The sequence below is a fragment of the Alcaligenes pakistanensis genome, assembly GCF_014652815.1.
GTDB lineage: Bacteria > Pseudomonadota > Gammaproteobacteria > Burkholderiales > Burkholderiaceae_B > Alcaligenes > Alcaligenes pakistanensis.
On sequence record NZ_BMZN01000001.1, the window covers coordinates 640,770 to 652,861 of the forward strand.

A 12,092-nucleotide genomic window follows, 5' to 3' on the forward strand; every position below is an offset into this window, starting at 1 on the left:
AGCCTAAATTCTGGGGTGATGCACCGGCAATTGCGCTCCCAGATAATCCAGGAAATGCCGTACCGCCGGGGCCATGCCTCGGCGTGAGGCAAACACGGCATGAATAATTCCAGGCAACGGCGCCCACTGCGGCAAGACCTGCACCAAGCGCCCCGCTTGCAGCGCATCGCAGCACATATAGTCAGGCAAAATGCCCACGCCTATGCCCAGCTCCACCCCTTCACGCAGAGTCAGCAAATCAGAGGCCATATAGCGCGGCCTGTGGCTGACAGTCAGACTGGCTCCATCAGGGCCATACAATTCCCACTCGCCTATTCCTTGGCGGGCTGACATGGCCACGGTAGGCAAGCGGGCCAAGTCTGCCGGTCCCTGCACGGGGTCGAACTGAGCCAACAAGGCAGGCTGAGCAACCAGAATGGCCCCCGTCTCCCCTAGCCGTTTAACGATATAACTGGCGCTATCGCTCAAGGTACTGCGTACCCGCAGAGCTACATCGATTCCGTCGGCCACCGGATCCACCACCCGATTGCTTACCTCCACCTCCAGCTCGACTTGGGGATAGCGAATCAGAAATTGAGCGAAAACAGTCGAGAGCACGGTATGCGCCAAGGTGACGGGGCAGCTGATGCGTAACAGGCCACGCGGTTCTTGCTGTACTTGGGCAACGGCGGCATACGCAGCCTCAGCCTCATCACGCATGGCCTGACAATGACGCAAAAACACCTCACCCGCCGGAGTCAGGGACAGGCTGCGCGTGGTGCGTTGCAACAGGCGGACGCCAACCTCGGCTTCCAGTCGACTCAGGCGTCTCGACAGCCGCGATGGCGGCATACCCAAATGGCGGGCAGCGGCGCTGAACCCACCGCGTTGCACCACTTCAGTAAACAGCACCATGTCATTTAAGTCATACATACAGGCTTGTTTTCCAGGATTACAGACAAAAGTAGAATAATCTTTCTCAGAAAAACCGGCTTATCAAAGGCCGGCTCCTCCAACATAATGACAAGCATTCCTTCATCGCTTTGGACACCAAACATCATGAAATTGCTACACATCGACTCCAGCATCACCGGCACGAACTCTGTTTCCCGTGCACTGACCCAATTTGTGGTTGACCAGCTGCGTCAGCAAAATGATCAAGTTCAAGTCGAGCACGTCGATCTGGCCCTGAACCCACCACCCCACTTTTCGGCTGACTCGCTGGGTATGCGCCTGGGTCTGGACCCCGCCACCCTGACCGATCGTCAACGCGCCGAAAACGCGATTACTGAACAATACCTGGAACAGTTCCTGGCTTCGGACGTTGTTGTAATTGGCGCCCCTTTCTACAACTTCACGATTCCCAGCCAATTGAAAGCCTGGATGGATCGTCTGGCACAAGCTGGTCGTACGTTCCGCTACACCAGCAATGGCCCAGAAGGTCTGGCTGGCGACAAAACGGTCTACCTGGTTCTGAGCCGTGGTGGCATTTACTCCGAATCGGAGCAAGGCCAGGCCATGGAACACCAGGAAAGCTACTTGCGCGTCATGTTTGGCTTCATGGGTGTGACTGACCTGCGCATTGTGTACGCCGAAGGTCTGGGCAAGGCTCCCGAGCTGCGTGATCAGATTATCGACAACGCCAAAGCCAGTGTAAGCGCCTTGCTAGAAAAAAGCGTCGCCTAAAACAGCAAACGGCCGGGCTAGTCCTGGCCGCGATCACCAGGCCCAGCATCCGGTCTGAATCATTAGCCGCTGACAGTCAAAGCCAGACCTGAAACCCATCTAGGGGTTTCAGGTCTGGCTTTCATTTATTTGGCCCAAATACAAATTGCCTCCTGCAAACAGGGACTTAAATCCGTGTGGGCAGGAGGCAATTTTTTAAAGACGGCACGCCGTTTCTAACGCAAGCAGCCCTGAAGCATTTTTCCGGGTCTGACAACCGAAATATCAGACCTGGCCTGGACGATGTTATTCGTCCGTTTCCAGCCAATGGCCCAAACGCAATCGCTTGGTATTCAGGTAACCGGCATTGAAAGGATTACCTTCAATCTGGTGCGGCACACGTTCCACCACATCGATCCCAATTTCCTGCAAAGTCTTTACCTTGCGCGGATTATTGGTCATCAGACGCAGCTTTTGAATACCGGCATGCTCCAGCATGTCCTTACAGATATCGTAGCGGCGCATATCCGCCGGAAAGCCCAGTTGCTCATTGGCCTCCACCGTATCTGCGCCCTGATCTTGCAGGTGATACGCACGGATCTTGTTCAGCAAACCAATGCCCCGACCTTCCTGGCGCAGATACATCAAAGCGCCACGCCCTTCTTTGGCAATACGCTCCAGCGCCAGTTGCAGCTGTGGACCACAATCGCAACGCAGGCTGAACAGGGCATCCCCTGTCAGACACTCGGAATGGACTCGGGCCAGCACAGGCTGGCCATCGGCCACATCGCCTAAGGTCAACAAAACGTGTTCTTTTTGATTGCTGCGCTCTACGAACACATGGATTTCAAACACAGCCCACGGTGTTGGCAAGCGGCTGGAACTGACATAGTCCAATAAAGCGCCGGATTTGGCCTGTTCAGTTGAAGGTGTGGAGTCCGGTTCTGGTGCCAGTGCGGCATCCGGGATGGATTGCATAATAAGTCTCTGCTGCAAGGAAGAAATGCGGCTTGACCCCATACGGGGCAACCTAGTAATGATAGCTCAATTCAGTTCAGTCACTTAGTCCTAGGACGAAATGCTTTTCAGGGCTAATTCTATCCAGATTCCCCTGACACATAGATGAAACATCCACCTTATGTGCCTATCCTTATAGCGAAAAATTCTGCTATCCGGTATTCTACGCAACAAGAAAATACATAAAATGTTATGAAACTTACAAATACAGATGATCTATGACGCTATGTGTTTTTTACTGAGCCCTGATCATCCTCAGACTTGATTGATCATGCGTGCCTACAAGGTCTTTATCCGTTATGTTGCGATTGGGCTTTTGCTAGCTCTGCAGCCCTTTGTCGCCCATAGTTCAGCAAGCCAGACCTGGCCCCAGCCCCCATCACAATTAAGTCTGGACAGCCCTTACGGCAAACTGCAAGTCAGCCAGAGCGATTATGTCTATGAAGCTCAACTGCAGCTGGACACGCAAATCATCGCCCCGGAGCTCAAGGGCCTCATCAATATCCCCTACGCCTTCAAGCAACAGAACCATCAAACCGCCTTGATTTCTGTAGACAATGGCTTGGGTGGCTGCTCGATCAACTACCACTGGGTCACGGTGTCCTCCAAGGGCTATACCGTCTCGCCAGCCTTTGGCTCGTGCAGCGCACAGATTCGGGTACGCCATCATGGCCAGACCTTGATCATGGAAACGCCCAGTCTGGACAATCCTAGCTTGATCGACGAGTACCGTTACGACGGCCGCAAAATCAGTTTGCGCAAACGTCGCCAAGCCATCCAATAGCGGGAACCGGGGACCGAAACCGGACTCAAACGGAACACCATCTATAATCAAGTGTTTACGTCTCTCCGGATTTTCCCTATGCAGCCCTCTTCGACTCGCCCTTTACTCATCTGGGATTTACCCACCCGTTTGTTCCACTGGCTGCTGGTCATCAGCGTCGTGGGCTGTTTTGTGACCATCAAGGTGGGTGGCCTATGGATGGACTGGCATGTCCGCTTTGGCCTGCTGGCCTTAGGGCTGCTGGTCTTTCGCGTGGTCTGGGGCCTGATTGGTGGTCATTACTCACGCTTTAGCCAGTTTCTCCCCACCCCGGTGCGCAGCCTGAGTTATCTGCGTGATAAACCTGCGGTCTACCCGGGCCACAATCCCATCGGTGCCTGGTCGGTATGGATCATGTTGATTGTGTTTGGTTTTCAGGCCGTCTCGGGGCTGTTTGCCAATGACGATATCTTCACCACGGGTCCGCTGGCTTACCTGAACAGCGATTGGTCCAAAACGCTGACCGGTCTGCATAAAGCCAACGAATGGATCATGCTGGCCATTATTGGCTTGCACATCGTCGCTATTTTCCTGTATCGCGTGCTGCGTGGTCAGAAATTAACCAGCGTCATGGTCAAGGGCAGCATGCCTGTACCCGCTGAACCTAGCCTGCCTGCCAGCCAAGACAGCTGGAAAACCCGTTTTCTCGCTCTGATAATCGCTGCACTGATTGGCTGGGGCGTGTATTACCTGACCGGGCTGGCTCCCGTGGGCGGTGGTATGGACGACTTTATGTAAGCCCGACTTATCCCCAGAAGCTGTGAATAAACCTGGGGATAACGCGGGGATTGTTTGGGCTGAGCCGCATTTTTGCTAGCCGTCTTTTAAACTGGACGGAGACTAGCCGATTGAGCACTCTGTGCACAAAACGCGGCAGCCCCAGCCAACTTCCTTAGCGTCGTCGCCAAAATCCCCACAAAACCAGAACCAAACCCAGCAAGGCGGCTAATAAACCCGCCCAGCTAAAAATGGTCAGGCCTAACCAGGATGGACCACGCGTTACCAGCACAGGCCCCAGAATCAAGACAAAGGCCGCCGTCACAATGGCAATCGCTAAACGGGTAGCGGCCTTTTCCAGAGACGAAGCCAGGCGCGGCATACCTTCAACCTGAATACGTGCCGAAATTTTGCCCTGTCGCACCCGATGCATCAATAAACGCAGCAACTGAGGGGCATCCATAGCCAATTGCCGTGACTCCAGCAAGCTGCGCTGCAAGTCGGCATACACCCGCCGGGGTGAATATTGTTTACGCATCAAGCCCATAATAACGGGCTGCGCCACTTCGACCACATCAAACTGAGGGTCCAGGCGCTTAAGCACCCCATCAGCGGTAATAAAGGCCTTAAAGAGCAAAGCCAGATCCGGAGGCAGAATCAAATGATTCTCGCGCGCCAGAGCCATGAAATCCAACAGCGCAGCCGAGATCGACAAAAGCCCACTACTTTGCCGGGCTACGTAGCGCTGCGCGCTTTCTTCCAGGCGGGTCCAATCAAAATCCTCCGCACCGGACCAGTCGAGCAAGGTGGTGGCAACTCCATCTGCCTGCCCATCCACAATCGCCCGCAAGAGCACCAACAACTGCTGACGCCGACGTTCGGTCACATGACCGACCAAGCCAAAATCAATGAAAGCGACCTTATTACCTGGCAAGGCCATCATATTGCCGGGGTGCGGGTCGGCATGAAACAACCCGTCTTCCAACACCATATGCAAAAAAGCTAAAGCGCCACGGCGAGCCAGCAAGGGGCGATCAGCTCCGATAGCCAGCAGCTCAGCTTCTTTGATGGGTGACACTCCTGGTACAAAGTCCTGCACCATCACCGTCGGGCTGGTCCACTCCATATGAACACGCGGAACCACGATGTCTTTAAAGGGCTCCATATTCTCGCGTACGGCCACGGTATTGGCCGCCTCACGCGTGAAGTCTAATTCATCCGCAATAGCGTCGGCCAGGGCTCGCACAATATCGTAGGGCCGGTACTCAGGTAGCAAGCCTTGTTGTTGCACCAGACGGGCAATCTGCTTGAGCAAACGCAAATCTGCCTGGATCAACGGTTCCAGGCCGGGCCGCTGCACTTTCACCACCACCTCGGTGCCGTCCTGTAGACAGGCCCGATACACCTGAGCCATAGAGGCCGAGGCCAACACCTGATCATCAAAGCGCGCAAAAGCCTGCTCTACCGTTTGGCCCAGCGCGGACTCGAGCTCGGAACGTATGCTTTCCCACGGTACAGGCGCAGCATGACCCTGCAGCTTCTCCAACTCCTGAGTCCACTCCACTGGCAGCAAATCATTGCGAGTCGCCAGAATTTGACCCAGCTTGATAAAAGTGGGACCCAGCTCCTCCAGAGCACGTCGCAGACGTTCGGGTGCCGAACGCTCCGGCATTTCACTGGGCACGGCCGTTTTGCTACCGGGCAAAAGTTCGGATAAGCCCAGGCGATGCATGACATCCCCCATCCCGTATCGAGCAATAACCGCCCCAATCGCGCGGACACGCGCATGGTCGCGCAAGGCCAACAAGGTTCCTGCCAACATACTCGCTCTCCAGTAGGGTACGCCCTGAGAAAAAATAGCATACCTCAGCGGCAAGCCGGCTTACTTATCCACTTATCCACATTTTCAGTGGGCAAGCTCGGGGATAGCTCTTGGACAAGTCACATTAACCCAAACAATTCAATGACTTGTCATCATGGGGTAATTTAAGCCCTCGCTATGAAAGAGGATGACAATAATCGAAAACGCTCCTGCTCAGACGCAAAAATCAGAGTACATTGACGTTTTAAAAATTAAGGAGAGCGTGATGCGTCTGGATAAATCTCGCTCCAGCCAGAACGTCGAGGATCGCCGTGCAAGTGGGCCACGCATAGGTCGCGGCAAAATCGGCTTGGGGACAATCGTACTGGCACTGGTAGCGATGTACTTTGGGGTCGATCCCAGCGTGGTGCTGAACCTGGCAGATGGCCCCGGCAGCGCGCCTCAATCTCAGCCAGTGGCCAGCTCGGATGCGCAGGGCCAAACCATTGCCAAAATCCTGGGTGAAACCGAGGATGTCTGGCGTGATATTTTTGCCAAGCAAACCAATGGCAGCTACCGCGACCCCGTACTGGTTTTGTATCGCGGCGCTACCCCTACCGCCTGTGGCTCAGGCCAATCCGCAATGGGTCCCTTCTATTGCCCCGCCGACCAAAAACTTTATATTGATCTGGGCTTTTTTGCCGAGATGGAACGCAGCATGGGCGTCAAAGGTAACTTTGCCCCCGCCTATGTCATTGCGCATGAGGTGGGCCACCACGTTCAGAACCAGTTAGGCATGATGCGCCGGGTGGATGAGGCTCGTCGCAGTGGCTCGGCTGCTCAAGCTCGCCAGGCCTCCGTACGCCTGGAGCTTCAGGCTGACTGCTACGCCGGCATCTGGGCCAATCACGCTGATGCTCAACGACAGATTCTGGAGCCCGGCGACATCCGCTCAGCTCTGGACGCTGCCCAAGCAGTCGGTGATGACACCCTGCAGAAACAATCTCAAGGCTATGTCGTACCCGACTCCTTTACCCACGGCAGTTCGCAACAGCGCATGGCCTGGTTTATGGAAGGCTACAAAACGGGCCAGCTTAAAATGTGCGATACCTTTGCTCGTCCCGACCCAAGCCCCTGATAAACGTAAAATTATGTAACCGCGCCTTGTGCATCTTAATTTTCGCTCTATAATCTTTTTCTTCGCAGGAAAGAGGGGTCGTTAGCTCAGTTGGTAGAGCACTGGACTCTTAATCCATTGGTCGACAGTTCGAGCCTGTCACGACCCACCAAAAACCTGCGGTTTACGGAACACCAAGCCGTAACACTGTAAATTAGCCCGCCTTCCAGCGGGCTTTTTTGCGTCTAAAAACAGGCTTGAATGGCGGAGCATGCATCAAGCCACCCCACAATCAACTCATGACGCCCATCGCCTTACCTTGTAGTTTGGATAGGGTCCTGGCTGGGTCAACCAAGATAAAACCCACTACGGCACCGGCCAGCAGCAAAATGGCTGTCAGCGCAAAGCCATGATGGAAACCCGCCATGCCCGGCTCGGCCTGTATAAAGCGGCCCATCACAATCGGTGCTACCAGCCCTGCTGTTGTCGATAAGGAGTTAGTAATCGCCAAGGTAGAGCCTCGCTTCTCCACCGGGCTAATTTGAGCGGAAATCGCCGAACACAGCACAAAGCCCACTTGCGGAAAACTCAGCCCCAGTGCGATCAACACAATACCGGCCAATGGCCCTGGACTCAAATAGACGGCCGCCAATAGGCACCCGGCCCCCGCCAGCAGAAACCCCACCGTGACCTGACAGCGTGCCACTCGGGACGAGTAGCCTTGGCGCAGGAGGCGATTGGACAGGTAGGAGCCACCTGACACAATGGGAATTGCCACGAAGATACACAAGGAAAACAGCCAGCCCGCAGTCTCTGGTGAAAACTTCAGGCCGCGCTGCAAATAGGCCGGCAACCAGGTAAAGACCAACGCTGCACACCAATACGAAACCCAGTACATCAGCAAATTACCGATAAAACTGCGATTCAGCAAAACATGGCGATACGAACGAGTTGCTGCGGCCAAACCCGAAGCAGCCTCGGGAGTCTTGACCGTACTGATCGGGCCATCTTTACCCAGCAAGGCCCAGACAATCAACCATAAGACGCCGGCCGCCGCCGTCACCCAAAATACAGAACGCCAACCATGACTGATCGCCAGATAGCCGACCAAAGGACCGGCCAGCAACATACCAACCTGCCCGCCCTGCATCACAATGGCCGTAGGCCAGGTCCGCTCCTGATCCGGGAACCACTTGTAGCAAGCATGCAAGGCCAAGGGGTAGGCTGGCCCTTCCCCCACTCCCAGCAAAATCCGACAAGCCATCAGGCCGACAATGGTGCTGACCCCCATGGCAATTGGTACCTGAGCGACTGACCAGATAACAACCAGCACCACCAACAGCAAACGCGAGGACACCGTGTTGGACACAAAACCCACCACAATGCCCGAGATCGCAAACAGGAAGAAAAAACTGCCTGCAATTGTGCCAAACTGCTGTGGGCTGATGGCCAGTTCCTCCATCAAGGGAACAGCCACCAGACCAAAGATCGCCTTGTCAGCGAAGTTGATCACCATGAACAAAAACAATAGCAACACCACGACGTACCGCTGCCCTGGGAAATACTTTTTTTGGTTTTCCATGTCTCCCCCTAATCGATAAAAGTGCAGCAGTGCGATCAATAAGGCCGGTCACCAATAATGGTGGCGCGGGCCATTTTTCTAGGCGAAGGGAAATAATCCTGAACGGCGTAGTGCTGAGTCGACCGGTTATCCCAGAACGCGAGCGTATGAGGCTGCCATTTGAGCCGCACCTGATATTCAGGATGACGGGCCTGATCCACCAAATACTGAAGCAGCCAATGCGCACCGCTTTGCAGTTCTGGCATGCCACGGAAGAAACCGGTTTCTATATAGTTGGCCAGGTGGGTTGTCCAGCTGCTGACATACAGAATCCGCTGCCCGGTCTCTGGATGGGTACGTACGACAGGATGCGTCTGAGCCGGAAAACGTTCACGTATCGCCGCCCTTTCCTCTTCAGATATACGGTCGATGAAACCCGGCAACAAGTCGTGAACTGCTTCCAGCTCATGCAAAACATCCTTGATATGATGCGGCAGATTTTCGTAGGCCAGCACCATATTGCACCAGATCGTATCTCCTCCAGCTGGCGGGCATTCAATACAACGCAAGATAGATCCCATGGACGGCTCAGCGCGCCAGCTGACATCGCTGTGGTACAGATTCTCCCTCCCTGGCTGGGTGCTATCACCACCCAATAAGACCAGTTCGGGATAATCCGGATCGTGCGGAAAAACAGGGTGTACTTCCAGCTCTCCGAAACGGCGAGCAAACGCGATGTGCTGGGCCGAACTTAAGGCTTGATCCCGAAACACCAGTAACTGATGCTTCAACAATAAAGAACGCAACTCCTGTACCTGTGAGTCTTCCAAGGGCTGGGTCAAATCAAGCCCGGCCACCTCTACCCCAATAGCGGGCGACATGATCTTTGTGTCCAAGCGACTGGCTGCGATTGGGCTGTCTACGTCCTGCATCATTATCATCTCCTAAATATAGTTTCGTTTGAAACGAAACTATATTAGCGTGATATCAATTCAGCACCACCCCGTGATTACCCTTGAGACTTCAAATATGTGCGTCGCCGCTGAAATCGCTGCCAAAACGCTGCACCATGCGTTGCTCCAGCCGCTGCATCATGTGCTTGAACGAGCTCAGCTCTTCTTCGCTTAAGACGGCAGTCAGCTCCTGTTCCAGATCCAGGGCAATGGGCACGATGCGATCATGCACTTCCTGGCCTTGCTCGGTCAGGCACAACAGATTGCTACGCATATCGTTTTCATTATCGCGACGAGCAATCAGCTGGGCGGCAGTCAAACGGGAAACAGCTCGGCTCACCTTGGCTTTATCCATGCTGGTGCGCTCGGTCAAACTGCCTGACGTCAAGGTGCCGTAGCGGCCCAGGGTGGCAATAACTCGCCACTCCGGAATTGATAAGCCAAATTGCTGCGCATGCTGGCGGGCAAAGGTCACCGCAATATGCGAGGCCAGTATCGTGACTTGATACGGGAGAAAATTCTCCAGGTCCAGGGTAATTTTTTCCAACTCGCTTCCCAAGGCGCTACGACGCTTTCTTTAAGGAGTTCGATGATAGCACTGCTCAGCCATAGGCTACCCCCGCTACTGCTCCTGCCTGCTTTTGATGAAACAATAAACAAGCACTAGGCTGACGTGGGAGTCATTTCGCCAGTCATAGTTGTTTACCTTGCCAGGTGCTAATTCCGATACGCTGGAAGATCATTTCTGTCAGGAGACTTCTATGTTGAATGCCATTGATCCCACCAAAGCGCCCGACACCACTCCTCCCGGTAAAACTCCCAATCCGGAGCCCGATCCAAAAAAAATTCCGGGCAAGGAGCCGCCGTCCAAAAAATAGGTAAAACGCAAGATTCCAGAGCCATGCACGAAGCGGCTGTGGCCGCTATCAATGAAATCTCAGGACGCATGTCATTACATTGAGATGCGTCCTGACATTGACACTACACTTTCCGCAGTACAGTGAATTGTGTTGACAATTATTACAAGCCATCACGTCTCTCTTATTAGCCAATAAGCCTCTTAACGCTATTACATCAACCGCAAAATTATTTGAGGAGCATTGTATGGCCCAGTTAGACCGAGGCACGATGTGCATCATGTGCCAGACCCTCCCGCTCTCGCAGCCCAATGCGCAGCGACACCCTTACCTCAAACCCATCAGACGCGTAGACGAAGCAGATGAGCTAGGCACGGAAAGCCTTTATCACTGCACCGTCTGCCAAACCCATTGGCTGTATCAACGTGACAAGTGGGACGCTTGCCTGGGGTTCAAATTATGGCAAGGCGGGCTGCAGGCATTTAATCGGCGGCATGTACCGCTTACTTTCCCCACTCAGAGCACAGTCAGCAAAAAAACCAATATGTACAAAGGTCCTGAATTGCTCTCCTGACCGTCGCTACAAACCCAATGCGTTACCCCCATGCACAGGCAGCTCTTACAGACTCGCTGCCTGTCCGCCGCCCTTCTTTAGCTGCGCTGCGCACCCTTCAGAGGGTCTCCACCCTACAAAATGCTGCACCTGCTTCCGAGACAAGCCAAGGCGATCGCGACGCTGAGCTCTGCGGTCTAAAGCACGCTGACTGTTGCGCAAACATAGGTGTACGGAGCCTTTGAGCATCCGTTATTTTTCAGAACTGAATGTTGCAAAGTTAAGACTATTAAAAAAAAATCCGCACACAACGTGCACTTGTTGCGCCGCAGCATATATTATTTTTCCATAGTCGTTGTTCCTGCGGTGGTGAGATGAGCGGAAACAGGCGTCACAGAGCGCTGCTGTTATCTCGCTACCCACCGACTAGGCAAGACCGAGGTCACGTGCCTAGCTAGCTTACTCGCCTTGCCGGAATTGTGTTGCTCTTCAACCTACAACACAGGTCCGCTTGCCTACACTTGCGTTCATGCTGTCACATACGTTGCTGACAGCCTGAGAGTCGCTCTAACCGGCATTGCTCGGTTGCACTCAAGCCATCCGTCAGGATTACCCATCCCGGCTGGCCCCCTCTCAACCGTCTCCTATCCCCCTCGGTGTTCCTTTGCATCCGCAAGGCTGGCTTGCCTGTGTTTACTTCAGGAACATCTATGAAATTAATTACCGCCATCGTCAAACCGTTCAAGGTTGACGAGATACGCGAGGCCCTTTCCGATCTGGGCATACAGGGCATGACGCTAACTGAGGTCAAGGGATTTGGTCGTCAAAAAGGCCACACCGAGCTGTACCGCGGCGCGGAATATGCGGTCGACTTCCTGCCCAAGATCCGCATTGAACTGGCCATTCCAGACGAGCAGTTAGCCAGTGTGCTGGAGGCTATTCAAAGCAGTGCCCGCACCGGTCGCATTGGTGACGGCAAGATCTTTGTCCAGCCGCTGGACCATGTCGTACGCATTCGTACCGGCGAATGCGATGAGCAAGCCCTGTAA

11 protein-coding genes and 1 tRNA gene are annotated in these 12,092 nt (G+C 54.1%); 6 read left to right on the top strand and 6 right to left on the bottom strand.

The genetic code is table 11. The annotated features are described in order from the left end of the window. Window positions 1-3: 3 nt before the first annotated feature. Window positions 4-912 carry a LysR family transcriptional regulator gene (locus IE156_RS02935; RefSeq protein WP_189390975.1) on the bottom strand — a complete coding sequence of 303 codons (909 nt, stop codon included), beginning with the start codon at window positions 910-912 and terminating at the stop codon, window positions 4-6. Between the two features lie 126 nt (window positions 913-1,038). Here IE156_RS02935 and IE156_RS02940 point away from each other — a divergent pair, with 126 nt between their 5' ends. Next, window positions 1,039-1,665 (top strand): FMN-dependent NADH-azoreductase, encoded by a 627-nt coding sequence (locus tag IE156_RS02940; protein WP_189390976.1) that lies wholly within the window; start codon window positions 1,039-1,041, stop codon window positions 1,663-1,665. Window positions 1,666-1,950: 285 nt separating this feature from the next. On the opposite strand, the gene ribA is transcribed toward IE156_RS02940, so the two are convergent. Continuing rightward, complete coding sequence (ribA, locus tag IE156_RS02945; RefSeq protein ID WP_189390977.1) at window positions 1,951-2,622, bottom strand: GTP cyclohydrolase II; 672 nt, start codon at window positions 2,620-2,622, stop codon at window positions 1,951-1,953. A gap of 310 nt (window positions 2,623-2,932) precedes the next feature. Here ribA and IE156_RS02950 point away from each other — a divergent pair, with 310 nt between their 5' ends. Both IE156_RS02950 and IE156_RS02955 read left to right on the top strand, forming a co-directional pair. Further along, entirely contained in the window at window positions 2,933-3,445 is a 513-nt protein-coding gene (locus IE156_RS02950) for a hypothetical protein (protein WP_189390978.1), read from the top strand. 78 nt (window positions 3,446-3,523) lie between these two features. Then, complete coding sequence (locus tag IE156_RS02955) at window positions 3,524-4,222, top strand: cytochrome b/b6 domain-containing protein (protein WP_189390979.1); 699 nt, start codon at window positions 3,524-3,526, stop codon at window positions 4,220-4,222. A 154-nt stretch (window positions 4,223-4,376) separates the two neighbouring features. On the opposite strand, the gene IE156_RS02960 is transcribed toward IE156_RS02955, so the two are convergent. Further along, on the bottom strand, window positions 4,377-6,023 hold the full coding sequence (locus tag IE156_RS02960) for an ABC1 kinase family protein (RefSeq protein WP_189390980.1): 1,647 nt from the start codon (window positions 6,021-6,023) through the stop codon (window positions 4,377-4,379). A gap of 265 nt (window positions 6,024-6,288) precedes the next feature. Between IE156_RS02960 and ypfJ the strand changes: the two genes are divergently transcribed. Then, window positions 6,289-7,140 (top strand): KPN_02809 family neutral zinc metallopeptidase, encoded by an 852-nt coding sequence (ypfJ, locus tag IE156_RS02965; protein ID WP_189390981.1) that lies wholly within the window; start codon window positions 6,289-6,291, stop codon window positions 7,138-7,140. 75 nt (window positions 7,141-7,215) lie between these two features. Further along, window positions 7,216-7,291: transfer RNA gene (locus IE156_RS02970), tRNA-Lys, on the top strand. A 120-nt stretch (window positions 7,292-7,411) separates the two neighbouring features. Here IE156_RS02970 and IE156_RS02975 read toward each other — a convergent pair. The 3 genes from IE156_RS02975 to IE156_RS02985 form a co-directional block, all read right to left on the bottom strand. Then, the gene (locus tag IE156_RS02975; protein ID WP_189390982.1) at window positions 7,412-8,701 is read right to left on the bottom strand and encodes an MFS transporter; all 1,290 of its coding nucleotides are present in this window, start codon (window positions 8,699-8,701) and stop codon (window positions 7,412-7,414) included. A gap of 35 nt (window positions 8,702-8,736) precedes the next feature. Beyond that, window positions 8,737-9,615, bottom strand: a complete 879-nt coding sequence (locus IE156_RS02980) for a TauD/TfdA dioxygenase family protein (protein WP_189390983.1) — start codon at window positions 9,613-9,615, stop codon at window positions 8,737-8,739. An 88-nt stretch (window positions 9,616-9,703) separates the two neighbouring features. Continuing rightward, window positions 9,704-10,180, bottom strand: a complete 477-nt coding sequence (locus IE156_RS02985) for a MarR family winged helix-turn-helix transcriptional regulator (RefSeq protein ID WP_189390984.1) — start codon at window positions 10,178-10,180, stop codon at window positions 9,704-9,706. 1,573 nt (window positions 10,181-11,753) lie between these two features. Here IE156_RS02985 and IE156_RS02990 point away from each other — a divergent pair. Continuing rightward, window positions 11,754-12,092, top strand: coding sequence for a P-II family nitrogen regulator (locus tag IE156_RS02990; protein ID WP_189390985.1), 339 nt, complete (start codon window positions 11,754-11,756; stop codon window positions 12,090-12,092).

What these genes read in the sequence shown, in the direction of transcription:
- ribA (WP_189390977.1), bottom strand. Translation starts at nt 2,622, where the DNA reads ATGCAATCCATCCCGGATGCCGCACTGGCACCAGAACCGGACTCCACA.
- IE156_RS02940 (WP_189390976.1), top strand. Translation starts at nt 1,039, where the DNA reads ATGAAATTGCTACACATCGACTCCAGCATCACCGGCACGAACTCTGTT.
- IE156_RS02980 (WP_189390983.1), bottom strand. Translation starts at nt 9,615, where the DNA reads ATGATGCAGGACGTAGACAGCCCAATCGCAGCCAGTCGCTTGGACACA.
- IE156_RS02975 (WP_189390982.1), bottom strand. Translation starts at nt 8,701, where the DNA reads ATGGAAAACCAAAAAAAGTATTTCCCAGGGCAGCGGTACGTCGTGGTG.
- IE156_RS02960 (WP_189390980.1), bottom strand. Translation starts at nt 6,023, where the DNA reads ATGTTGGCAGGAACCTTGTTGGCCTTGCGCGACCATGCGCGTGTCCGC.
- IE156_RS02990 (WP_189390985.1), top strand. Translation starts at nt 11,754, where the DNA reads ATGAAATTAATTACCGCCATCGTCAAACCGTTCAAGGTTGACGAGATA.
- ypfJ (WP_189390981.1), top strand. Translation starts at nt 6,289, where the DNA reads ATGCGTCTGGATAAATCTCGCTCCAGCCAGAACGTCGAGGATCGCCGT.
- IE156_RS02935 (WP_189390975.1), bottom strand. Translation starts at nt 912, where the DNA reads ATGTATGACTTAAATGACATGGTGCTGTTTACTGAAGTGGTGCAACGC.
- IE156_RS02950 (WP_189390978.1), top strand. Translation starts at nt 2,933, where the DNA reads ATGCGTGCCTACAAGGTCTTTATCCGTTATGTTGCGATTGGGCTTTTG.
- IE156_RS02955 (WP_189390979.1), top strand. Translation starts at nt 3,524, where the DNA reads ATGCAGCCCTCTTCGACTCGCCCTTTACTCATCTGGGATTTACCCACC.